19 protein-coding genes and 1 pseudogene are annotated in these 24,804 nt (G+C 47.7%); 7 read left to right on the top strand and 13 right to left on the bottom strand.

Going from position 1 to position 24,804, the window contains the following annotated elements:
• Nucleotides 1-21: 21 nt before the first annotated feature.
• Nucleotides 22-750 (bottom strand): NADPH-dependent F420 reductase, encoded by a 729-nt coding sequence (locus VV869_RS10645; RefSeq protein ID WP_337735082.1) that lies wholly within the window; start codon nucleotides 748-750, stop codon nucleotides 22-24.
• Between VV869_RS10645 and VV869_RS10640 the strand changes: the two genes are divergently transcribed.
• Nucleotides 675-1,088: a LysR substrate-binding domain-containing protein gene (locus VV869_RS10640; protein WP_337734916.1), complete on the top strand. Its 414-nt coding sequence runs from the start codon at nucleotides 675-677 to the stop codon at nucleotides 1,086-1,088. The two genes, VV869_RS10645 and VV869_RS10640, sit on opposite strands and share 76 nt — an antisense overlap.
• A gap of 22 nt (nucleotides 1,089-1,110) precedes the next feature.
• Here VV869_RS10640 and VV869_RS10635 read toward each other — a convergent pair whose 3' ends face one another.
• A complete protein-coding gene (locus VV869_RS10635; RefSeq protein WP_337734915.1) occupies nucleotides 1,111-1,728 on the bottom strand; it encodes a TetR/AcrR family transcriptional regulator in 618 nt (205 codons plus the stop codon).
• 127 nt (nucleotides 1,729-1,855) lie between these two features.
• Between VV869_RS10635 and VV869_RS10630 the strand changes: the two genes are divergently transcribed.
• Together VV869_RS10630 and VV869_RS10625 are read left to right on the top strand one after the other, a co-directional pair.
• The gene (locus VV869_RS10630; RefSeq protein WP_337734914.1) at nucleotides 1,856-2,851 is read left to right on the top strand and encodes an MFS transporter; all 996 of its coding nucleotides are present in this window, start codon (nucleotides 1,856-1,858) and stop codon (nucleotides 2,849-2,851) included.
• A 21-nt stretch (nucleotides 2,852-2,872) separates the two neighbouring features.
• Nucleotides 2,873-3,052 (top strand): hypothetical protein, encoded by a 180-nt coding sequence (locus tag VV869_RS10625; RefSeq protein ID WP_337734913.1) that lies wholly within the window; start codon nucleotides 2,873-2,875, stop codon nucleotides 3,050-3,052.
• Nucleotides 3,053-3,420: 368 nt separating this feature from the next.
• On the opposite strand, the pseudogene VV869_RS10620 reads toward VV869_RS10625, so the two are convergent.
• Nucleotides 3,421-3,531, bottom strand: a pseudogene (locus VV869_RS10620) (hypothetical protein); the annotation flags it as partial.
• A 64-nt stretch (nucleotides 3,532-3,595) separates the two neighbouring features.
• Complete coding sequence (locus VV869_RS10615; RefSeq protein ID WP_337734912.1) at nucleotides 3,596-4,750, bottom strand: ISL3 family transposase; 1,155 nt, start codon at nucleotides 4,748-4,750, stop codon at nucleotides 3,596-3,598.
• Between the two features lie 268 nt (nucleotides 4,751-5,018).
• Between VV869_RS10615 and VV869_RS10610 the strand changes: the two genes are divergently transcribed.
• Together VV869_RS10610 and VV869_RS10605 are read left to right on the top strand one after the other, a co-directional pair.
• Nucleotides 5,019-7,433 carry an AAA family ATPase gene (locus VV869_RS10610; RefSeq protein ID WP_337734911.1) on the top strand — a complete coding sequence of 805 codons (2,415 nt, stop codon included), beginning with the start codon at nucleotides 5,019-5,021 and terminating at the stop codon, nucleotides 7,431-7,433.
• Between the two features lie 408 nt (nucleotides 7,434-7,841).
• A complete protein-coding gene (locus VV869_RS10605) occupies nucleotides 7,842-11,951 on the top strand; it encodes an esterase/lipase family protein (protein ID WP_337734910.1) in 4,110 nt (1,369 codons plus the stop codon).
• Nucleotides 11,952-12,253: 302 nt separating this feature from the next.
• Here the strand turns inward: VV869_RS10605 and VV869_RS10600 are convergent, their stop codons facing one another.
• The 9 genes from VV869_RS10600 to ftnA all read right to left on the bottom strand — a co-directional run bounded on the left by VV869_RS10600 (nucleotide 12,254) and on the right by ftnA (nucleotide 23,065).
• Nucleotides 12,254-13,279, bottom strand: a complete 1,026-nt coding sequence (locus tag VV869_RS10600) for a hypothetical protein (RefSeq protein WP_337734909.1) — start codon at nucleotides 13,277-13,279, stop codon at nucleotides 12,254-12,256.
• Between the two features lie 218 nt (nucleotides 13,280-13,497).
• A complete protein-coding gene (locus tag VV869_RS10595) occupies nucleotides 13,498-14,913 on the bottom strand; it encodes a TnsD family Tn7-like transposition protein (RefSeq protein WP_337734908.1) in 1,416 nt (471 codons plus the stop codon).
• Between the two features lie 14 nt (nucleotides 14,914-14,927).
• On the bottom strand, nucleotides 14,928-16,388 hold the full coding sequence (locus VV869_RS10590; protein ID WP_337734907.1) for an ATP-binding protein: 1,461 nt from the start codon (nucleotides 16,386-16,388) through the stop codon (nucleotides 14,928-14,930).
• Complete coding sequence (locus VV869_RS10585; protein ID WP_337734906.1) at nucleotides 16,385-18,532, bottom strand: transposase; 2,148 nt, start codon at nucleotides 18,530-18,532, stop codon at nucleotides 16,385-16,387. Before VV869_RS10585 ends, VV869_RS10590 begins: the two co-directional genes overlap by 4 nt.
• Nucleotides 18,522-19,349 carry a TnsA endonuclease N-terminal domain-containing protein gene (locus VV869_RS10580; RefSeq protein WP_337734905.1) on the bottom strand — a complete coding sequence of 276 codons (828 nt, stop codon included), beginning with the start codon at nucleotides 19,347-19,349 and terminating at the stop codon, nucleotides 18,522-18,524. Before VV869_RS10580 ends, VV869_RS10585 begins: the two co-directional genes overlap by 11 nt.
• A 127-nt stretch (nucleotides 19,350-19,476) precedes the next feature.
• Nucleotides 19,477-20,664 (bottom strand): NAD(P)/FAD-dependent oxidoreductase, encoded by a 1,188-nt coding sequence (locus tag VV869_RS10575; RefSeq protein ID WP_337734904.1) that lies wholly within the window; start codon nucleotides 20,662-20,664, stop codon nucleotides 19,477-19,479.
• 243 nt (nucleotides 20,665-20,907) lie between these two features.
• Entirely contained in the window at nucleotides 20,908-22,011 is a 1,104-nt protein-coding gene (locus VV869_RS10570; RefSeq protein ID WP_337734903.1) for a mechanosensitive ion channel family protein, read from the bottom strand.
• Nucleotides 22,012-22,124: 113 nt separating this feature from the next.
• A complete protein-coding gene (gene uspB, locus VV869_RS10565; RefSeq protein ID WP_261601402.1) occupies nucleotides 22,125-22,463 on the bottom strand; it encodes a universal stress protein UspB in 339 nt (112 codons plus the stop codon).
• A 74-nt stretch (nucleotides 22,464-22,537) separates the two neighbouring features.
• The gene (ftnA, locus tag VV869_RS10560; RefSeq protein WP_337734902.1) at nucleotides 22,538-23,065 is read right to left on the bottom strand and encodes a non-heme ferritin; all 528 of its coding nucleotides are present in this window, start codon (nucleotides 23,063-23,065) and stop codon (nucleotides 22,538-22,540) included.
• A 218-nt stretch (nucleotides 23,066-23,283) separates the two neighbouring features.
• Between ftnA and VV869_RS10555 the strand changes: the two genes are divergently transcribed.
• Entirely contained in the window at nucleotides 23,284-23,706 is a 423-nt protein-coding gene (locus VV869_RS10555; protein ID WP_337734901.1) for a universal stress protein, read from the top strand.
• A gap of 189 nt (nucleotides 23,707-23,895) precedes the next feature.
• Nucleotides 23,896-24,768 carry a carboxylate/amino acid/amine transporter gene (locus VV869_RS10550; RefSeq protein WP_337734900.1) on the top strand — a complete coding sequence of 291 codons (873 nt, stop codon included), beginning with the start codon at nucleotides 23,896-23,898 and terminating at the stop codon, nucleotides 24,766-24,768.
• Nucleotides 24,769-24,804 lie beyond the last annotated feature (36 nt).

Raw genomic sequence — 24,804 nt, 5'->3', positions numbered from 1 at the left:
GGCCGCCGCCGGGTGCGATCCCTAAAGCTCGCGCTGTAAAACCGCATGCCAGGCACTCAGCGGCAACGCCACATCCCGCTCAGCAGCGGTCAGCGCCTGCTGCAACGCCGCGATGTTTTGCGGAAAACAATACGCCGGCTTTGAACGTTCAAAACGCCAACTCTCTACCAGACTACCGGCATCGACCGCATCGTAGCCCAGCTGGTCCAGCAACCGGATCACCTGACCCTTCGCCGCCGGATCATCCCCGGCTACCGGCAAAGCGCGGCGCTCCGCATCCCCGGCCGGGCGGGCATCAACCACCACATCCCGGGCCATAATGGCGTTGAACACCTTTACCACCACCGACTGGTCCAGATGCGCTGCCAACAACGCACTGGTCGTGGTTTGACGATTCTCCAGCGCAGCGATCTGGCCATCGCGTTCCGGGTAATAATTCACAGCATCCAGGACAATCTTACCGGCCAGCTTGTCGCGCGGGAGTTGCGGATAGCTGGCCAGCGGTACCGCGACCAGAACCATCTCGCCATAGGCACAAGCCTGTTCAACCGTGCCGATTTCGCAACCCGGCACCCCGCCATACAAACTGAACAGGGTCTGCGGCCCGCGCGAGTTACTCAGCAACACCTGGTGTCCGGCCTTGAGCAACAAACGCCCGACCGCCTTACCGGATAGTGGCCTGTGCTGCCCCGAGCTATCTCGCCCGAGCGGGTACGCCGACCCATCCGGATCAGCTGACCCACCACGAATGCCTGAGCTACCTGCTGGCCAACGCCAGTACCTGCCAGATGTGGCATTTCTATCACCCGGGGCAGCCCGGCGTGAAAATCCCGATCACCTCCCGGCTGAACATCAACGAAAGTACGGCTTTACTCTCAGCAACGCTGCGTGGCACCGGGATTGCGATGGCGCCCGAGGTGATGGTCCGCGATGCCCTGGCAGACGGACGGCTGATCCGCCTGTTCCCGGAATTTGAAGGACCGGCGCGGCCGGTTCATTTACTCTATACCCGGGACCAATACCGCACGGCTAAGCTGCGCACCTTTATCGAAGACGTGCTGGCCTATTACCACGCGAGCTCCGACTGAGATGCAACCCCAACCTCGCCGCTCACTCAGGAACTGAGAGTGAGGCGGCCCGCGCGGCCACCAGCCCGGCCAGCCACACTTCCAGGCCCGCCAGCGCTTCGGTCAGCGCTGTCGGGGCATCCTCGCTGTGGGCAATCCATAGCGCGGTTTCCGTCAAACCGCCGTTGATAAAACGCGCCAACATCTGCGGGGAAGCCGGTGGGATCAACCCCTGTTGCATCATCGCATCCAGCATCCCGGCGATCGACGCCACACAGTTGAGCTGCATCGCCTGCAACTGCTCCGCCGCCAACACCGACGCAGCATCACGCAGCATGATCCGCTGTACTTCCGGCTCGGTCGCCATCTCCAGATAGGCCCGACAGCGGCGCTGGAATGCCTGCCAGGGATCCGACGCCTGCTCTGAAATATCCGCCAGACGTGCATCCATGTCAGCATCCAGAGCTTGCAGCACCGCAAGAAACAATCCCTTTTTATCCCCGAAGTGGTGATACAGCGCGCCGCGGGTCAGGCCCACCTTGGCGGTCAGATCATCCATCACCGTTTCGGCATACCCCACCGTGCCAAAGAGCTCGCGGCCGGTTGACAGCAATTTCTGCCGTGTCTCCGCCATGGTTTCTGAACGGGTTTTACGCGCCATCGTCTTTCCTCTACCAAAGATTTTTCTTCGTTATATTTGACATACGCTACGTATGTCAATTAGTTTTACATACGCCCCGTATGTGAGTTGTTGCGTAGGGCGCTTTCGATCACTTTTTGGAGGTTTTATGGCCAACCCATACCGCGCCTTATTCCACGCGCCCGGGACCGTCGCTTTTTCACTGGCGGGGCTGGTTGCCCGGATGCCGATCTCAATGACCGGGATCGGGCTGATTACAATGCTGTCACAGTTACAAGGCTCCTACTGGCTCGCCGGGACCGTTGCTGCCACGTTTACCCTGACCATGGCGGTGGCCGCCCCGCAAATTTCACGGGCCGTCGATCGCTACGGGCAACGCCGGGTACTGCCTTTCGCCACCGCCATCAGTGTGGTGGGCATGTTGCTCCTGCTCCTGAGCTCGCATTTCCAGGCACCAACATGGACCCTCTATGTCTGGGCAGCCCTGGCCGGATGTATGCCCAGTATGCCGGCAATGGTGAGAGCGCGATGGACGGCGATTTACCGCGACACACCGCAACTACAAACAGCGTATGCCTTTGAGTCGGTCCTCGATGAAGTTTGCTTTATCCTCGGTCCGCCGCTCGCCGTCGGGCTCAGCGTCGCCGTCTTCCCAGAAGCCGGTCCGCTGGCAGCCGCCCTGCTCCAGGCAGTCGGCGTCCTGGCTTTTGTACAGCAGAAACAAACGGAGCCCCCAATCCAGGCGACTGCCACACCCCATACGGGCTCAGCCTTAGCCAGCTTGCCGATGAAACTGCTGGTTCTGGCGCTCCTGGCGCTGGGGATGATTGTCGGCACCATTGATGTGATCAGCGTGGCGTTTGCCAAAGCGCAGGGGCAACCGGTCGCTGCCAGTGTGGTGCTGTCGGTCTACGCTGTCGGCTCTTGCCTGGCCGGACTGGTGTTCGGGGCGATGAACGTTCGCCTGCCGCTGTCGAAACAGCTCCTGATAGCGGCCACGGCCACCGCCGCCATGACCCTGCCGCTACTGGCAGTCAACAGCATCCTGGCACTCTCGGTGACGGTGTTTGTAGCCGGACTGTTCTTTGCGCCGACCATGATCATTGCCATGGGGCTGGCCGAGCGTCTGGTGCCGGCCTCGTAGTTAACGGAGGGACTGACTTGGATGATCACCGGCCTGGGGATCGGCGTGGCCGCCGGCGCTGCTATTGCAGGCTGGGTGATTGATATCGCCGGGGTCCAGCAGGGGTTTGGGGTCACCCTGGCTGCCGGTGCCGCGGTGCTGCTGTGCGCCTGGGGTTGCAGCCGTCAATTGTCTCCTCAAACGGCCATGCACACCGCCTGAGCCGCGGACAACGACGGAACATCCGATCAAAAATGCCCGGCCACACCGAGTGTGGCCGGGCATTCATCATTCAACAAACGAGCGCGACGAATTCAGCGCATCTGTGGCGGGACAATAAAGTTTGTACATTAGCATAAATTTGGAACAATAAAGTTTGTACACTAACACCCTCAGCATTTGATTCGTAGAAAGATTAATCCGCACCAGTATGAGTTAAGTACAGTTTAGCTACAGACATCTTGATAAATGGCACTCTACAGAAAGGTATGCATTTCGATACTGGTTGTAAATTCCAGAAAAGTGAGAACACTGGAAGTGTCATTCTCCAACTATTGGACTGCCCCCTGTATCCTTGACAGTTTTCGGCCTCATTTTGAGGCTGATTCAAACGCCTCTGGGCTGACTCCGAGGTGAGTATGTCGCCTAGTTAGATTGTAAAATAATTCGATATAGTCAAACACATCAGCACGGGCCATTTCTAAAACGTCTATGTCCCATTCCTAGTTAGAGAGCCAGCAAAAACTACTGGTTACAAACGGCTCTTCACCGTTTATGGTGGAAAGCCATATCAAGCTGTCCAAAGTGGAACAATATCGCCATTTTAAATCTGCTCTTGTTCCGGTAACCCCTAGCACACAACTTTATATATTGAATCTGTGCATTTATTGCCTCAGCAAGCCCATAGGATACGCGCATTCTCATTGCATTGAGTATTCTCGGTAGATGAGCCTTCACTGTGTTGGCAGCATTTATCATCGGCTTTATCCGGCTGGCTTGTTCGTTGAACACCCAACTTAATCCCGTATTTACCATTATCTTTGATAATTCACAGATGAGAACTCTTAGCTGTTTATTGAGGCGATCGTTTCGTTTCAGCCAACCATAACGAGTTCGGTGACACTCTCGTTTCATTGATGAAGGAAAAGATTCCGCGTCTTGCTTACGCACATCATCTACTGCTTTGGTCAGGAGTTTAGCGATATGAAAGTGGTCAATAGATATGATCTGCTTGGCTCTGTGACCAAAATAGGCTTCTGTTGCATTGATAAAAGCACGGCTCATATCCATAGACACAGAGCGGGTTTGTAATTTGGCCTTCATCGGTAACACGGCGTAACAGGCTGCAAGGCTTTCTGCGGTTTTTCCATCGGAAACAGCGATAACTTGCCCCGCTCGGTTCGACAACACAGTGACATAGTCGTGGCCTCGGCAGAGCGCTGTTTCATCAACCAACAGGTGCTCAACGTTGTCCAATTGACGTCGAGAAAGCCCTCTACTAACAGCTCTACCCATTATCGGGGCGATAGCTCCCCAACTGATTCGAAACAGCTTGGCTACAGCAAGTAGCGACGTGGTTTGGAGTGCTTCAATGATTTTCGCTTCAAACAACTCAGTATATCGACTTCCCGAAGATGCCCAGGGAACTGGAAGCGTTTGCACCCCATGCTTTGGACAGTCACAGCGAGGAATTTTGGCTTCGATGTAGGTTTCAAATTGGCATGTATCTAGGTGGCGCCAAACCCGCTTACGTGAATCATGTTTTCTGACTGTTTTCTGGCAAGTTGGGCATTGAACAGTGTCTTTGGCGTACGCAACCGTGACAGTGATTCTGTGAGAAGGTTCATCAAGCTGAACTGACGAAACGCTCCATGGTGAAACAAGCCCCAGTATGGCTTCATAAAGTGCAGTATCTTTCATTTTCAATCGAGCAGCTGAATTTCATTCTATTCTCGGGCTGATTCGATAGTTTGGAAAGAAAGACTTTCCACCATAAACGGTGAAAAGCCTTACAAACCCAGCCTTTGCCGTTTCTATGTATCCGCAAGTGTGTTCCATCTTTCGCGCCTGTATGTGAGGTTCTGGATCTGTTAACTATCTGATTGAACCCCACTATTGGAGATGTTAGCTTTAGAGTCATTAGGGAATATATGGAATAAGATGTTAGGCATCATCAAAAAGGACATACATGAGCGGACATATAAAAAAAATAGACTCAATTAAAAATATGGCGGTCTATGATGATTTTCAGTGGTCATCATCTGTGCGTGATGCTGGTAATAACATCGAAGAATTTAAGAACTTAAATATACTATATGGCCGCAACTACTCTGGCAAAACAACACTCTCACGGATATTCAGAGCTCTCGAAACCGGCACGATATCAGACAAATATAGTTCACCTGAGTTTCAGTTGTCTTTTGATGGCGGCAGCACTGCCACGCAAAGCTCATTAAGTAATCATGGTCAAATCGTACGGGTTTTCAATGAGGACTTTGTCCGGGACAACCTTCGGTTCATTGTTGATGACGAGCAGACGATCAATTCATTCGCCATCTTGGGGGAAGACAACACAAAGCTTGAGGAAGAAATCGAGAACCATGAAGCCGAACTTGGGAGCGAAGAAGACAAGTCTGGACTGCTGGGAGAACTCCTTGGGGCTGAAGAAAAATTCAACGGAGCCCAAAAAGACTATGGCGACAAGTCGTCAGAATTGGAGGGGAAGTTACGTGATAAAGCCAACAAGGCAGGCACTGGAATCAAGCACAATAAAACGTTTGGTGACGCCAACTACAATGTTCCTAAAATAAAGGCAGACATCTCGACTGTTACTAAAGACACTTACTCTCCGCTTACTGATGAGCAGGTGGGCAAGTTTCACGACCTCCTAAGAGAAGAACCCAAATCGGAAATCCTTGAATCATCAACTTTCAATCTTCAATACTCTGCTATCTCTTCAAAGGCTAAAGAGCTCATTGAAAAAAAGATTCAGGCTTCTGACCCAATTCAGGAATTACTAAACGATGCGGCTTTGGCCTCGTGGGTGAGGAGTGGTCGGGGTCACCATCAAGAGAAAAGAGATAAGTGCGCATTTTGTGGCAGCGACCTTCCTGAAGATTTGTGGGAGAAACTGGACAAGCATTTTAATCAGGAGTCTGAAGAGCTTCGTCAAGCATTGGAAACCCTGCTTGGATCGATTGAACGTGAGCGCTCCCGAGTTCCTAATCTACTGAAAATAAAAAACTCGGATTTCTACTCTAGCTTTACAGCCGATTTGGATTCATTGGCAGAACAGTTGTCGACCTTATCAGAGTCTTACAGTAAGAGTCTGGACTCGATAAAAGAACAGGTCGAAAAACGAAGAGATGACATTTTTACGCCTCTTGAGTTTAAAACATCTGAGACTATTGAAGATGCTTTGAATGCGGTCAGGGATTCGTATGAGGAGCTCCGAAACGAATCTAACCAGCTTACAGCTTCACTAAGCGCCGACCAATCTGAAGCTCGTGCGGCTCTTCGCCTCCATGAGGTCTATACATTCATAAACGACATTAAGTATGAAGACGAGTGTACGGCCATTCAGGCATTGGATCTGGCTAAGGGTGAAGCGAAGGAAGCAAAAAACACTGTAAAAGAAAAAGTTGATGTAAAACGAAAAAAGATCGCTGAACTGAAGGCTCAGTTAAAAGATGAAAGCAAGGGAGCTGATAGGGTAAACGATTATCTGAACAATTTTTTCGGCCACCAGTCTCTCTCACTAAAAGCCATTGAAGAAAATCCAGGGGACGCGTCATCTGGATATCGGTTTGAGGTAACTCGAAACGACAAAAAAGCATTCCATCTCAGCGAAGGCGAATGCAGCCTGATAGCTTTCTGTTACTTCATGGCCAAGCTTGAAGACATAGAGACTAAAGGTAACCAGCCAATCATTTGGATCGATGATCCCATTTCCAGCTTGGATGCAAACCATATCTTTTTTGTTTACAGCCTTATTAATGCAAAGATTGTAACGCCAGAGAAATATGAAGATGGCGGTGAGACCAAGGAACGTGACCGTTTTAAGCAGCTATTTATTTCGACTCACAATTTGGATTTTTTGAAGTATCTGAAGCGGCTACCCGGTGCTTTGAATAAAAAAAAGTCTCAATACTTTATCATTACCCGAACGAATCAAGTCAGTAACATTACATTGATGCCCCGCTACCTCAAAGACTACGTCACAGAATTCAACTTTCTGTTTCATCAAATTTATAAGTGCGCTCATGCCGAGGTCGAGTGTGATGAAAATCATGATTGCTACTACAACTTTGGAAACAATGCCCGCAAGTTTCTTGAAGCATTCTTGTACTACAAATACCCCAATGCCTCAGGAAAAGATGATAAGTTGTCGCGTTTTTTCGGAGGTGATGGATTGGCATCGTCACTAACGGATCGCATAAACAATGAGTTTTCACATTTAGAGGGGGTATTTGAGAGAAGTGTTTCGCCTATTGATGTGCCTGAGATGAAGACAACGGCAAGTTTTATATTGCGGAAAATTGAAGAAAAAGATCCAGACCAGTATTCGGCGCTACTTCAAAGTATTGGGGTAGAAGATGCCTAACAAACGCATATTGTCGGACTGGTTTTCCGCTTCGCTCTAAACCAGCCGCAAATGCGGGCATTACTCCCCGCTCCCATAACTCATTTATGTCCGGAAGTGTGCTGACGGATCGTGTAACACAAAAATGCCCCAAAATGAGTTGAGCATTCATTTCAGCTACACTCAGTTCACAGTTTTCACCATACAAGAACTAATGTGATAAGTGAGAGCTTAACTACCCTTCTTACTCTTAAGCAATTAAAGCGAGTGGTCTAATGTCTTAGCCGATGACTAGCCACGATTGTACGCACTAATCACTAATGTTTAGCCTTGGTTTTATCATATGTAACCTGTTGAAATAAAAACTATTAGATGATTAATATTTGGGATAAAATTTGAACGATAATATTTATACCAATAGAGGTTTGCATGGCTGACTTGCGATTGATGTCTGGCGATTCTTTAGCTAGAAAACATGTTGTGTTTATTCATGGATTAGGTGGCAATGCTGAAACCACATGGCAATCGAATAATTCAGAAAAAGTATTTTGGCCTAAGTGGTTACATGAAGATATAGAAGACACATGTATCTGGTCGATTGGTTACGAGGCACCTAAGTTCACTGTGCGAGATTCGGGAATGGGTCTCCTAGATAGAGCGCAAAACGTACTAGAGACACTCTTAACCGAACAGCAACTAAGTAAGGGCGAGCTAATACTAGTAGGTCATAGCCTAGGCGGACTAATTATTAAACAATTACTTAGATTGGCAAGCGATCAGAGTGGGCGTAAGGGTGCGGTTGAACTTGTAAATAGAGTCACTGGTGTAGCGTTTTTAGGCTCACCTCACACTGGTGCAGATCTAGCGCAAACAGGCAACTCTCTTTTGGGGCGAATGTTTCTCAAGCTGTTCTTGCATCAACCTTCAGCTGCAACTGCTTCATTAGAGCGTAATGATGCCACTCTTCGGGAGTTGAATACTTGGTATCGAGGGTGGTGTCACGATAAAGGAATTCGGCATTTAGTTTTGGTTGAAACCAAGCCATATCTGATATTTGGAAGGATTGTTAAGGCTGATAGCTCAGATCCAGGTTTAAAAGAGCGGGCAATTCCAATAGATGCTCATCATATTAATATAAGTAAGCCATTTTCAAAACAAGACGATATATATAAACATATTAAGAAGTTTGTGGCAGAAGATACTTTATCCAAACAGGCCAGTTGGTTACGGTCTAATTTTGGAAGGGATTATAGTGGCTGGGAGGAATATGGCAATTGGGCTAAGTGCCCAAAGGGCATTGAGGAAGAATACATATTAGATCAAGCTGTGCGCCTTCACCGTTCTTCCTCTAATGACTCAGAAGGTTTAGCTACAATTGATGCATTGAATTTACTTCGAAAACGCTTACTCAAAGCTGGCGCGTCTATTCGTTTAGTCGGGCTGTCAGGTGTAGGTAAAACACGCTTCGTACAAGCACTATTTGATGAGAGAATCGGGGAAAATGCTCTTGATAAGGAGAGCGTGTTCTATTCAGACATTAGCCTATCTCCTTCACCCACTCCACGAGTTTTAGCCGAGCGACTTCTTAGAGACAATATTAAGTCCATTATTGTAGTGGATAACTGTGCCCCCGACTTACATCGCGAACTTACTAATTTATGTAAAAGTAACAGCACAGCTAGAATCCTAACTGTTGAATACGACGTTAGGGAAGATCAGCCAGAGCAAACTGAAGTTTATACCTTAGAGCCAAGTTCTAGTGAGCTTATCGAAGCAATGATTTCATCAAGGTTCCCACATTTAAGTAAACAAACTGCTGGGAAAATCGCTGATTTCTCAGGAGGTAATGCAAGAGTAGCTAATGCGCTTGCCTCTACTGTTGGAAAAGATGAAAACATATCCAGATTAAAAGATGAAGAGTTGTTTAAAAGGCTGTTTCATCAGCGCCATGATTCTGATATTGGCTTAGAAAAAGCAGCCGAGGGCCTATCATTAGCTTATTCGTTTCAGTTGGAATCTGAAGATGAATTTAGTGAAGAGTTAAAGTTACTCGGTGAAATAGTAATGCTTCATCCTCATGAAATGTACAAGTTTGCTAAAGAGTTGAAGCGACGAAACTTAGCGCAAGAACGTAGCATTTGGATGGCGATATTACCTCACCCTATTGCGAATAGACTAGCCCGTTTAGCTTTGCAGAACGTCCCACATTCAAATGTTGTGAAGTTCATAAACAGCAATACACAACCAAGACTGCTCAAGTCATTTTCACGTCGTATTGGGTATCTTAATGATAGCGAAGAAGCTGTTAAGCTAGCATCATTGTGGCTAAAATCTGATGGAGTGATAGATTTACTTTTTAAAAAAGGTAATGACGACTTATCGATCTCATTGTTGGCCAATATTGCCCCAATTATTCCAAATGAAGTGCTCACCTATCTGGAGCAAAGAGCAAAATTTGATTCAACTTTCTTAAGTAGGGACAATCCTCATTACATATCAATTACAAGGCTTCTTCGCTCTCTAGCATATGAAGATGACTTGTTCAGTCAATGCTTTGATCTGCTCTGTCGTTTCGCATTATCTGAAAAAAAAGGGGAAAATAACAACTCTGTTAGAAGCTTACTTCGTAGTTTGTTTCAGCTTTATCTATCAGGTACACACGCCACATTGGAACGTCGAGTTAAATGCATTGGCAAACTCATAGATAGCACGAATGAAAGCGAAAGAGAACTGGGGTATGAGTTACTCGATAGCTCGCTAAATACTTCCCACTTTTCATCAAGTTATGGTTTTGATTTTGGTGCTAAATCAAGAGACTTTGGTTACGAGCCTCAAAGTCGAAATGATGTGCTTTCTTGGTATCGTGAATACTTATTGCTTATTCGTAATCTTGCTTCGTCAGCTAATGTTATTGATGAGCGTGTCAAAGAAGTTTTTGCTAGTCATATTAGAGCGCTATGGAAAATAGCTGAACTACATGATGATCTCGAATCCATATCCAAAAGCTTCTGTAGCAATGGGGGATGGCCACGAGGCTGGCTGGCTTTAGGGGCAACATTGCGGTTTGATTCAACATCAATGACGAAAGAGCACAAAAACCGACTTGAAATGTTAAGGGCAAATATTGCGGCTCAAGATCTAGACGGTCAAATGGAGCTATATGTATTTGCTGATAACCATGATTACTTCGGTCTTGATGAGCTAGATGAAGAAGGTGAAACGGTAAAATGGGGGTATGAAAAAGCTCAAGAACTCGCAGAAGAATTAGGCACACATGTTGCTCAAGAGCACTATGACTATCTTATAAACAAGTTAGCTCAGATTCTTACAACTATGAATACTAACAACCACCTATTTAGGTTTGGTCATGGAGTTGCGAGCGGAGTAAATGATATTGAAAAGGTATGGGGTGATATAGCCACCTGCCTAGAAAAACTAGATATCAAAAAAGTAAACTCGAACTTTGTCGGAGGTTTTGTCAGATACGTTTACGACAATGACTCAGATAAAGCACAACTGATTTTAGATTGCTTATTAAACAGCGATAAACTAAATCAGATATTCCCATTGGTGCAGTTTGGTTGCCCCCTAGATGAAGTTGCTGTAAGTAGGCTCATAACATCGTTAAAAAATAATACCTCTCCGAGCTGGATGTACCGAAATATGGCATCTGGTAGACGGCATGAATCAATATCTGACTCTGATTTAATTACTATCTTGGATTTGCTCTGGTTGCAACCAAATGGGCACAGCGCAGTTATTGAAATACTAACCATGCGGTTTCATGGATTGGAGAAACAAGCCAATTATGTTCCTAGTGTTGATTTGATTAAAAAATGCAGAGAGTTCTTACTGAAGCATGATTATAGCCGAGATCAACGAGACTATGGTGGCCGAGATTATTCTTTGACACAGATAGCTAAAGTATGTTTTTTGGAAGATAAGGCAGAGGAAGATGCTAACACTCTGTTCAAAAAACTGTTTGAAGGCATAGCTACTTATAAAGTTTATGCTTTTGACTATGGTGAGTTTCTATCAACTGTAATCGAACTACAGCCGACTCAAGCCTTAGATGTATTTCTCAAAGATGACAATGTGTTAGGTGAAATCACAACTAGTCATTTATCTAAAAAAACGAGTCCATTCTCTAAGATCCCTCTTGATAAAGCTATAGCGTGGTGCAAAGAATCACCAATATACAGATTTAAAACTCTAGCATCGTCGATCACTCCATATGAGAAGAATGGTGAACATCTTAAACTAACCAACTTGGCAAAAGCGCTAGTTAACAAAAGTCCTGAACCGTGGTTAGTGATTGAAGCTTTCGAAAGGGCTGCTATCCCAATGTCTTGGAGTGGTTCACGTGCATCTATAATTGAACAAAGAGCTGAAATATTTGAGGAGCTTCTTTCCCATGAAAACCCTGATGTTGTAGAAAGCACCAAAATAATACTTAGCAAGCTAGAAAAAAGGGTAGAACGAGAAAAGGTCGACGAAGAGTTAGAGTCAAGGCAATCAGAAGAACGGTTTGAATGGTGAATTTAGAGGAATACTGGTTAGCTTTTGCTCATTAGAGAGTTAGCCATATATTTCCTAATCCAAACCTCAAAATCTAAAGTAAAGACTCTAGCTTACTTTTGTCCAACATCGAGCTAGCTGATGTGGCTAGCTCAACTAGTATGATACTTTAATACTCAGTTGTAGATCAATTTAGACTTGGTAGTAGCAATTAGTATTAATCTTAATTATTGATCAAGTTTAACCTAAAATGGTACACACAGGGTTAATTAGCTGTTTAGTATGAGAATTTATTCCTCTCAAACATTAAGAAACCAAAAAGTCTAAATCAATGGTGATTTTTTCGCATGCTCTTGAATTAGTGTGGTATCACAGATTGGTAGCTCAGCATGAACATTAACCTGTTGAATCTTTGTTGAAAAAATCAATGACGAGTTTGGACATCTCCTTTCTACGCAACGTTGGCAACACCTGCTTGAATCAACCCAGAAAGGAGCAGATATACATGCTTTCTCACGTACTCCAAACCTGAGCTCAATACATTTTCCGTAGCACTCAATAAACGAATTGAAAGTGTCTCTCTTTACGGTAAATAAGCCTTTTAACAAGTTTCCGAGATGAACTGGGTGAGTATCCTTAAATCTGCCATCAACATGAATAAAATGGGAGGATAATGCATTCAAACTGCGATACCCAGAAGCTTCCGCCAGCTCTTCAGTGAGAAGATGGAGTCTACGTCTTATCCACTTTAATAAGCTTTGCGCTAAACAGGGAGCAGCTTTCAAACTGAATACATTTTCATCACTTTGGCATGGCAAAGCAGGACGGTCACAGACGAGTGAACCCAGTTTCTTTGAACCAAGAAAACTACCAGCTAAAACAGCTCTTAACTCAGCATAATGATTTCGTTTTAATAAAACTTTAACGAGCAAGGCTTCATTGTGAATTCTACACTTACGATCGACTAACCAGTCGTACTTAAAGTAAGCAGCACCATATTGCTTGATCTGCTCTTGTATGCAAGTTGGACAGAAGGCTATCGGGTAATCACCAAACTTTTTAGCAGTTGACCTTGCTGTATAGAATACGTCAGAGAGGCCTCTTGTAATGAGCCTTGGATCAGAAAATACCGTAGTGCTGGGTTTAGCAATACCGGAGTTTTTAACTAAAAGATAAAGGCTATGTTCACTAAATGGCTCATACCAATAGAGTGTTGATCGCAAAACTCCGGGGGTGTGTATCCATCTGCCGGAACATCCAACAATATTAGAGATGTCACAAACCCCATATATTATGTGGTGCCTAAGGATGAAGCTATGCGCAGACTCTCCGGGCAGCGGGACTATCATAAATTTAACTCATCCTCCCTCCTTCAACAGACCCATGCTCACTATTATCCCCCCCATCAACTAATGGCTCAATACATACCTTATGAGGACTATATAAACGAAAGCTCTTCTATAGTGTTGTTTTGCTTAACCATGAATACTCAATGGCTGCATAGCGTGTGAGTGCATTATCAAAAGGATCTTATGGGGATATTTCTAGAGTAGAGCATGGTGACAAACTAGGTTCGTTGTTTTCCACGCGGCCTCGGCTGTGTCGCAGGAGGTAACATGCGCTCTAACCATTCATGATCATTATGATAAAGCCAGAAAAAAGCCGCACTGCAATCTCTTTTGATTTCCCGCCTCAATGCTCTTGGGTTCATCTGTCGATAACGTAGAACTTGAACCCTACTTCGACGCCGCTTCGATTCAAAGTGGCACAGCTTGCGCCATTTAACTAGATCAGGATCTGTTGATATCAACTGTTCGACCGAGCCGACACCGATGCTACAAATTTGAGATATTCGCCGTCGGTGCACCCCAAGGCCCGCTAGCCTGAAGATTCTCTGTTGAAGTTCTTCATTCAACTGCTTTGGCTTAAGGTTTAATTTGACTCCGTATACTGCTGCCAAACGCTTAAGGTAGCATCGGCTCTTTCCTGTCATCCTGTAAACGGCTGCCAGAGAGAGGCCTTGCTTCAGTAACGTCAAACCTTGTTTTTCATCCTCCCTTTGCTTGTTGTTTGTCGCTTCATGTGAGTTGGACTCTGCAATCGGTGCAGGATATAGCAGCATATCTTCCGCTGACCTGAACAACCATGCTCCAAATAAGAGATGCCTAAACGGGTGACAACTAGCCCCGTCGGACAACAATGTTGATATGTAGTGATAGTCACTATTGTGTCGCGGAAAAAGCGACTTCTGAGGCGGGTACGTTGCTAGTCCAGATGTGAATGCCCTCATTAGAGGTTTTCTTCGAACACATCCATTTGGTGTGATATAGCCAAGTTCATATAGTCTTGTACGGTATTTCTCCGCCATATCACCGGTAGCAGGCTGCGGGCGCTTAAGCTGAAACAACAGTTCTGCACCAAACTGTGCGACATCGTTTTCAAAAGCGGTAGCAGCCTGGGCCTTACGAGGGTCTAAAGGCGGGAGCCCCTCATTTAACCGCTGCCTCGTTTTCAATTCAGTGGACATTAGCCGCACACGGTGTATCCAACATGAAGTTGTGCCAGGAATTTGATGCGCCCGATGCCAATAAGCGACACCAATTCTGAACAAGTCTTCTGAAACACAAAGAGGACACCACTTTAAGTGCAACGCCCCACCACCACAAAAAGATGGCAGTTGGCTGTGACGAATCGCCCTTGCACCATCTCCACGAAGTAAATCCTCTTTCAGTGAACTTGCATGTTGTGGAAGGTAGAAGAAAAACAATGGTGCCAATGTCTGGCATGTTAGTAACTTTCCAGCATCTTCATTGGCTAATTTAGCGATGCTGGAGATACCCGCCGTTAAGAAAGGATGTAAGGAAGAGCGGCTGGAGCCTAATACTCGTAGGCAAAAAGAACACGAAGACTCCCCACTCAAAAGAAGGTGACGTATCAAGCGTCCTAAAAGGAGTTCATCTGGAAAGGCCCGAGGCAGCTCCATACACCCCTCAAAATCTACCCAAAGATCTGCAGAGGGTCATCACAGAGAACACCTGCTTTTTTCAGTATTTCGAGCGGGTTCTTTGCATCCGATGCTCTCTGGAAAAGGTCGAAGTCCTTAATCTCCTCATAAAGGTTATCCAGATTCTTTAACTCAATTATTCGCTCAGCAAATTCAGGGTGATGTGGTTTGGTTAAATCGCCTGGAATGGTGACTAGTTTTCCTTTTGAGGTTGTCAACTGAGGCTTAGGCTTACCTGCATTTTCGTTAACTGACGGTAAGGGAGCCTTTGGCTCCGAAGACTCACTGCGCCGTTTAAGCACCGAAATTTTGCTGTCTCGTTTGATTTTATCTACTGCTGGTTTGGATAAGCGGATAACAATACTTGCGCCATGTCTCAAGGCACTTGGAGTCAACACTTCATCGCCACTGCCTATTAGTACCCGTTGCGTCGCCTGATAAATCCTTACCGCTAAATCCATATTGCCGACTGACAAATCAAACAATGTATCGCTTAGCTCGTCAGTCAAAGGTGTGGGAACATTTGTCCATTGCAACTGCCAAAGCTCCTCGATAAACAGCTCCCATTCTTCATCATTTTTCATCAACTCGACATCAAAGTATCCACTGCTTTCTGCACGACGCGCTGCTTTTAGTGTTTTGCTTAGCAGGTTGTTGAAAGGTGGGTTAGCACAGAACAGTAGGGGTATACCGAGGTTATTGACGAGATTGTGCAAAAAACCAATTAATCTATCTGCGCCTCCCGCTTTTGCTAGATTGAGGTTTTGCATCTCATCAATGACGAGAATACCCAAAAAGCTCGATTTCATCTTTGCTTCAATTTGGCTGATCAAAGCTGCGATGGTGCTTGCTGGTTTCGTCTGTGGTATGCCAAGTTTTCGATCAAGTTCTTCGAGTATCCGATAGCAAAGTCCCTTTACACTTGAATCATCAGGACAGTCGACCTTTATCCATATAACTTGACGCAGGGGAAGCAGTTTGTCTTCATAATATGAATGCTCCACTGTATCTGGAAAACACCCTAGAACTTGCTCCAGCATACAGGTTTTTCCCACTCCACTTTCTCCAATCACGGTGATGCCAGAACCTTTTGGCTTAAAGTATCCCGTGACAGGTTCTATGTCTGGACGTTCCTCTTCCGAATAATGTAGAAAGTTCATCGTAGTTGGCGACAAAGGATTTTTCGCTGAATAACCTTCCTTTATCGCCATTTCAACAGCCCGAAAAACCTCTAAGTAAACAGGCAATGGCTGTCTTAATTCTCTAAGGCGAGATACATATTCAACCCTTTCTAACGGACCCAACTGAGTCTCTTCATAGTGACAAGAGGGATAGTAGCTCAGCTTTTCTGCCAACTCGCTATCACGTAATTTGGGAGGAAGAGCCTCGATTAGAGGGTTACCACAATGCTCAGGCAGAATTGCTCTTTGATAAACGGCCGCTGCTCTATTCATTTAGACTCACCTTTCTTGCGCTTTAACAGAGAGACGACATTCTTTCTTCTTTCGTCATTGAGTTTGTCAAACTCTGGCATTTCGGGGGCATGACACATATCATCCGCCTGTTCTGCCGTTACTCGTGCCTCAAGCACAGACTGCCTGCGGCGCTCCTTCATGCCTCTTATCTTTTCTGCTTTTGATTTTAAAGGGGGCGCTTTCGCTGATTCATTTTGAGCATTTTGAGTAATTTCTTTTCGGCGTTGATGGCGCTCAACAGACTTAGCGGTAGGCTTGGCACGATGCTTTTCCAGTTTCTTCCAGTCCTCAAAAAATAAAATATCTGCGTGATGGCGCTCATCAAATGACTTCGATGCTTTACGGAGCCAACATGGGGAGAAGCCCTCATCTGGCCTAAATCGAACGAAGATAAAGGAAGAGTTGTCCTGATCTATTCTTGCTTCTAAACGCCAACTGCTTCCAGCACGAGCGATAACTTTCCAGTCTTCAAAATCGGGATGATCAGACTCATAGTACATATCGTCATTTAACCTCACCCCTTTACTCGTCATAGAAACCCAGTCAGCTGGTAGGAGACGTGCTCTTATGATTGCCTCATCGGCTGTACTCAACGCATGTCGTTGTTTTAGAAGGTGAAGGTTCCAGTAATTAATAGGGGTAGGAGCTACCCCTTCCTCGATGAGCAAACTGCATTGACCCGCTAAGCTCTCAAAAACTTGACTGTTGTGTTCAAGAACCGCATCAATCAACAACGTATTAACCTCATCAAGGGTTAATACCGCTTCCATTCTTGGATCTTTATCACCGCGAATGTAGTGACGACCTCGGGTTGTCCCCATCAAATCATGGATAAGCTTTTCGTTTAATATGTTAAAACGATGCTCCACTATGCCTTTGAGTTCAGCTCGATAAGGCGGAGCTATGCTCAGGTGTCCAATCAAAGGAACTGCAAGATTTTCTGCATCCTGACAAATAAATTCACCACGATCGCATAGAAGTCTCTGCGGTATGTGATGACATGGCCATTCACTGTCCTCAATCTCGATGCCATATCGAGCACAGTATTCCTTTTTAGATATGAACGCATTGACCAACGCCTGACGGCCAGCTCGCCAAGATGCATATTCGAGAGACACATGAATGCCAACAATCATTCGGCTTTCTTTATCAACCACACAGTAAACAGTTGGCCTACCAAGCACATGATTACGACGGAACTCAGAAACCACATGTACATCCAAAACAGTCGCATCAAGCTCAAAACAGCTGCCAGGAACAGCCGTATGATCAGTAGCGGCCCCGCGAAGACCACGGCGATTTCGTTCAAAATCACCAGGTGAAGTTTGCTTCAGAATCAACTCCTGCTGAGGAATAAGCCTTTTAATCCAATATAAAAATGCTCGATATTGAGGAACGAGTGCTACCCTACCTTCCAAATCAGCGGCAATTAGTTCCTTTGCATAGAACTCCGTTAACATCTGGTCATAAACCTTCCGGAATGTCACTTTCTTACCTTTCATTCCGAAACGCTTCATAGCCTTTAGGAATATGGTTTTATCTTTCTCGCTAGTGTTAACACTTGGCGGAGCGGCAAGGCTTGGTGTGGATAGTCTTATTGGTGCCCCGCGTTTTACTTTACCCGCCACTCGCGCTTTTCCTGCTCCTCCAGAGTTCGTGTAAGCAGGTAAGAGTGCGTTGTATTCCTGACCATACTTCCAATAGAGATTTAGAGAGCGGTATAGCGCCTGAACATAAACACCCTGTTTTTTGGCATGTTCAGCTACTATTTTTGAGCGTGAATCCGTAACAAGTTTTAAAAGAAACCAGGGATCCGATATCAAGTCTTTGATTTGCTCTAGGCGGATATCACGTTTTTGCAGATGAGCAGACGGTACGTTGCTATCATCAGACAACTGGTAATGCGGCTTCGGGTATTTTTCGAGACTGATCGCCCCTTCTTCAGCCTGTCGGAGAAAAAATGGCAAATCAACAGCAGCTGGTCTTTGTAGTTTTGAGCCTTCCACAATTTGAAAGAGGACTACCGTGGCATAATCAGGATAGCAAGCCAATACTCGGTAAAGGCCATCATCAAAACCATCTATACCTGCTAATCTCCAAACACTATTAATCTCAACCTGCATAGTTCTGCTCCGAATCATCCATATCTACGCTTGTGACTTTGATTAAGCCTGTTTCCTCAATAGAATTGTTAAGGTCAACGGTTACTAGTTTTGTGGCTAAAAGGCTCTTCAATAACATCAATGATTCGTCTGAATCGATATCTAGCGCCTCAATAAACCCCTCACAAACGTCCTCTACCAAATATGTTCCTATGCGAACTAACAACTTTGCTTTATGCATCAGTGCTCTTGGATATTGACACCCTTGCCGAAGAGGAGAGGTGAACCACTGAATGTTTTTTGACTGAATCTGATTGTCTTCAGACATGACATAAATATGAAAGGGGATACCGAGCAATTGCCACCAGACTCTCTCAATATCGAGCTTTTCAGCCGTTCTCTTGTTGACGAGATTCGCAGCTGGTTTAACGCTTACAGCCTCATACCATTGTTTAACACCATCCGATCTGGTCAATAGGAAGTCTGTTGTGATTACGTTCCATTCTTTTGGCTTTGAGTAAGCAATGACAGGATGGTCGACACCCAGTAACTGAGCGATTTTGGTAGATAAATCTAAAGGTATTAGAGGGAACTGTTCGCGGATATCAATGATGGTGTCGCTAAACTCTGCGAGATAAAAAAACGAAGATTCATGTTCAGAAAGTGTGTGATGTACACGTCCTGTTTTTATGCCTTGAATCTTGGCACTGTGCCCATATGAACTTACATCTTGGACGCGAAGCCACGGCTTGTAGGCCTCTCGCACTCCCAAGCCGTACTTCTGCTTCAATGCTCGCTGGAAATCTGATAGCGAATCTAGTTTTCTGCGCCCAGCCAAAATGACCTCTATCCATTAGGTGTTTTAAAGGTCATTATAGCTTAGTGTACAAACTTTATTATTCCGAAATGGCCTTTGTGTACAAACTTTAGCACTTGTGTACAAACTTTATTGTTCCAAAACAGCATCATACATGCTGTCCGGCAACGAAGCCGGAGCTCCAGGCCCACTGGAAGTTGTAGCCGCCGAGCCAGCCGCTGACATCCATCACTTCCCCGATAAAATACAACCCCTTCACCTGTTTGGCTTCCATGGTTTTGGAAGACAATGAATCGGTATCAACGCCGCCCAAGGTCACCTCGGCCGTGCGGTATCCTTCGGTGCCGTTCGGCGCAACCGACCACTGGTGGAAATAAGTTGCCAGAGCCGTTAGCTCTTTGGCATTGAACTGCTTCAGCGGCTTGTCCTGGATCTCGCCGCGGGCAATCAGCACTTCGATAAAGCGCTTGGGCAGCAGCCGCGCCAGTGAATTTTTCAGGCTCTGGTTCGGATGCTTGTCCCGCATAGCCTCAAGTGTCTCCTGCAAATCCAGCTCCGGCAGCAAATTGATAGTGACCGCCTGGCCCGGCGTCCAGTAGGAGGAGATTTGCAGGATCACCGGGCCGGACAAGCCGCGGTGGGTAAACAGCAGGCTTTCCTTGAAACTGGTGCCATCGGATGCTTCCACCACCACTGGGACCGAGATCCCGGACAGCTCGGCATAAGCTTCTTTCTCTTCCTTGTGCAGGGTAAACGGCACCAGCCCGGCGGTCGTCGGCACCACCGGCAGGCCGAACTGCTCGGCCACCTGGTAGCCAAACGGCGTCGCACCCAGCTTCGGCATCGACAGGCCACCGGTCGCAATCACCAGCGAGTCACATGCAACCACATCGGTGTTGAGCATCAGGCGAAAGCCGGTCTCGGTTTGTTCAATCTGGTGGACGTCGGCCTGGTAGCGCTGCTGCACCGACGGCAAGTCACATTCCGCCAGCAGCATCTTGACGATGTCTTTGGCCGAGTCTTCGCAGAACAACTGACCGTGATCGCGCTCTTCGAAAGCGATCCCATGTTTGGCAACCATGGCAATGAAGTCCCATTGAGTGTATTGAGACAGCGCAGACTTCACAAAATGCGGGTTCCGGCACAGGTAGTTCCCGGCCGTGACATCATAGTTGGTAAAATTACAGCGCCCGCCGCCGGAGATCAGAATTTTCCGCCCCGGTTTCTTGCCGTGGTCCACCACCAGCACCGAGCGGCCCCGCTTGCCCGCTTCTGCCGCGCACATCAGCCCAGCAGCCCCGGCACCGATAATTACCACATCAAACTTTTCTGCCATATCCGTCCCGCTCACTACGCCAGCCCTTTTCTCAATCACGTTCGCCTGCCAATGAAAAAGGGATGCCCGCACACTGCTTGCATCCCTCAAAATCCGGGCTATTTTACCGCGACCGGGGCGGATTACCACCCTACTTTCTCATCAGAGCGCTGTACACCCAAGCGCTTCAGACCCGACACGTCACATCAGCGTGCATTTCACGCCAGTCGCTGCCTCCCCCGCCTACAAGCGGGCAGGCGGGCGTCAGACCCGGGCCATCCGGGCAGACTTGGCCACGGCCACATGCTCCGGCTCGGGGAGATGAACCGTCGAGGTCGGAAAGGCAAACTCCGCGCCGTGGCGCTCAACAATCTCGACAATTTTGAGCATCACATCCTGTTTGATCTCGTGGAACAACACCCATTGCGTGGTCTTGGTGAAGGTATACACCAGAATATCCAGCGACGACGGGCCATAGCTGTCAAAATTCACGATCAGGGTCTGGTTGGTATCAATATCCGGGTGCGCTTGCAACATCGCCTTGATATCGGCGGCCACATCCTCAACCACCGCGGCATCCTGGTAGCGCAATCCGACCTTTTGCTTAATCCGGCGGTTGAGCATCCGCGACGGATTTTCCACCACAATCGAACTGAACACGGCATTGGGCACATACAGCGGGCGCTTATCAAAGGTGCGGATCACGGTCATCCGAAAGCCAATCCGCTCCACGGTGCCTTCAATCTCGCGGTCCGGACTGCGGATCCAGTCGCCCAGCTTGAACGGCTTGTCAAAGTAAATCATGATTGCGCCGAAGAAGTTGGCCAGCAAATCCTTGGCCGCCATACCGACAATCAGACCACCGACCCCGCCGAAGGTCAGCACCCCGGACAAGCTCAATCCGAGATTCTGCATCATCACCAGGCCACCGATCACCAACACCATCAGGCGCAGCACCTTGGAGATAGCATTGATGGTGGTGACGTCCTTGGCGGTCTCACTGATTGCATCTTCGGCGTTGGTGATCAGCCGCAGCAGCACCCAGATGAAGGTCCACACCAACATCAGGTGCCGGACGACGGAGAGAAATTGCGTCGGATAGTCTGAGGTATTTTCGATCACCACGCCCAGTGAGAACGCGGCCGGCCAGAGCCAGATCAGCCAGCTGACCGGGCGCCGGACCGCATGGACCAGCGCATCGTCCCACACCAGCCGGGTTTTCCCGACCGCGACCAGCAAATGACGGGTCAGCAGGAGCCAGGCTCCCCACAGACAGGCGCTGAGCAACAGCAACAAGCCCACATTACTCATCCAGTCCTGGCTCACCCCACGCTCCAGGGCTTCCCACCATGCATATACTCTGTTCATAGCCACCGCTTTTCAAATTCTGGAACAAACGGCGATAAATTAATCGCAACGTTTTGTTCAATCAATGAAAAACCATGATCTATGCAGCAAGTGACACATTTATGAGCAAAACATTAAATGCCCAGATAGGCCACGACAAAAATGGATACCAAAAAGACCGTCAGAAATGTGCTGGCCAGGATGAACAGCTTACGCACCTTGACACACTTCTCCATAAAAATCGGATCATGGTGATTCTGGTATTGCTGGCTGCGGATATAGTGAAACAGGCGGATCTGTTTGCTGACATTCCCCTGGGAGGAGAAAAAGCCACGCCCGTCGACCTGTTGATAGAGAAGCGGATCACATTCGCGCATCACCGCCAGCAGGGTTTTTAACGTGCTGACATAGCGGGAAATATTCACGACTGCGACAAAAAAGAGAGCTAAAAGAAGCGCATCACCACTGATCATAACAACCCCCGAACAACGTGTCATCACAAGCTGGCCGGGCGAAGATCGGGGCACCTCACAGCGCCCCGGCGGCATTAGCCAGCTGGTGTATCCATCACGGATGACGATTCCGCTTTGGCCAGTGCAGAAAGATCTTTGTCGATAAAGAACAAAGCTTTACCGTCTTCACCAACCAGCTCAATCTTATCCAGGATACCTTTAAACAATTTTTCTTCTTCGTGCTGTTCTGCAACATACCACTGCAAGAAGTTAAACGTTGAGTAGTCTTGGGAGGTAAACGCGACATGAGCCAGAGTGTTGATCTTCTGAGTAATGAACTGCTCATGCTCATACGTTTCGCGGAATACATCCCCCAGCGATTTAAACTCATGCTTCGGCGCTTCAATCGCACCCAGAATTGGCATCGAACCGGTTTCGCTCACATAGGTGAACAAACGTTGCATATGCTCCATTTCTTCGACCGCATGGGCTCGCAAAAACTCGGCGGCCCCTTCAAACCCTTTGTCTTCACACCAAGCGCTCATCTGCAGGTACAGGTTCGAAGAAAAGAACTCCAAGTTGATTTGCTCGTTAAGTTTTTCAACCATTGCCTGAGCTAGCATCGCACTACTCCTATCTATTCTAGTGTATACCAATCCCATAGATTGGTAAGAAATCGCCGATAACCCATTGTCACAATGCGACATTGAGAATGCAACTCAAAGGGTTCCTTTTCGAAGATCGCCCGCTTTGCCAGGCAACCAGGATGCGATCAGACCGATATTTTTCCATCCGGTTCAATGCTAGCATGAGTGCTAACATATGACACGGAGTGCAAATAATGGCCTATCAACACATTATGGTGGCAGTCGATCTGTCTGACGACAGCTATACTCTGGTTGCCAAGGCAGCTGAATTGGCGAAAGCACTGGATGCCAGGCTTTCGCTGATCCATATTGATGTGAATTATGCCGAACTGTATACCGGCCTGATTGATATCAACCTGGCCGAAGCCCAGCATCGCATGGCGGAAGATGCCCAGAAGCAGTTGCAATCGCTGGCTGACAAAGCCAACTACCCGGTTGCTCATACCCTGGTCGGCAGCGGCGATCTCAGCGAAGAAATCTGCCAAGCCATCAACGACATCAACGTTGAGCTGGTCGTTTGTGGCCACCACCAGGATTTCTGGAGCAAAGTGCTCTCTTCAGCCAAGCAGCTGATCAACCGCACCCCGGTCGATTTGCTGATGGTGCCGCTGAAATAAGTCAGCCTTTGCCCCGACCTGAAGCGATCTCCCGGGATCGCTTTTTTATGCCCGCTGCCACGCTTCACCAGCGCCTCTTGCCGCTCAACGCAATACCCTATTCGTACACCACCTTTTGATTTGTGATATTTCAGCACCGCAGGATCAGGTACACTGGCCGCCTTCATCATCTGGAATCGAATTGTTGCTATGGGATATTTATCTGCCGTCACCCTGCTGTGGGCGTTTTCGTTCAGCCTGATCGGGGTGTATCTGGCCGGACAGGTCGACGCCTGGTTCTCGGTCCTGACCCGGGTCAGCCTGGCTGCCCTGGTGTTCCTGCCGTTTCTGCGTAAACAGCACCTGCGCCCGGCCCTGGCCCTGAAACTGATGTTTGTCGGTGCCTGCCAGCTCGGGCTGATGTACTGCTTTTACTACCAGTCTTTCCTCTACCTCAGTGTGCCGGAAGTGCTGCTGTTTACCATTTTCACCCCGGTTTATGTCACCCTGATCTACGATCTGCTGCATAAGCAGTTCTCGGCGTGGTACCTGCTGACAGCGGCCATTGCCGTGCTGGGCGCGGCCGTCATCAAGTTTGAGGGGATCAACGAAGACTTCGTCGTCGGCTTCCTGATTGTCCAGGGGGCCAACCTGTGCTTTGCCATCGGCCAGGTCGGCTACAAGCGGATCATGGAGCAGGAGCAAGCCGATCTGCCGCAGCATACCGTATTCGGCCTGTTCTACCTTGGTGCCATCTGCGTCGCGCTGCCGATGTTCCTGCTGTTCGGCAACACCGAGAAGCTACCGACCACAGATACCCAATGGGGCATTCTGATCTATCTCGGCATCGTGGCCTCCGGTCTGGGCTATTTTATCTGGAACAAAGGGGCAACGCTGGTCAACGCCGGGGCCCTGGCCATCATGAACAATGCACTGGTCCCGGCCGGTCTGATCGTCAATATCCTGATCTGGAACCGCGATTTCGACTATCCGCGCCTGATTGCCGGCGGGGTGATCATCATTGCCTCGCTGTGGCTCAATGAAACCTGGGTCAAGCGCAAAGTCGCGACTGCGCGCGCCTGAGGCACCAGCCACTACGGCTGATATGGCGACCGCAAA

It is taken from the genome of Photobacterium sp. MCCC 1A19761 (genome assembly GCF_037389125.1).
GTDB lineage: Bacteria > Pseudomonadota > Gammaproteobacteria > Enterobacterales > Vibrionaceae > Photobacterium.
Note: the sequence above shows the minus strand (reverse complement) of the source record. Positions and strands in the feature narration are given on the sequence as shown.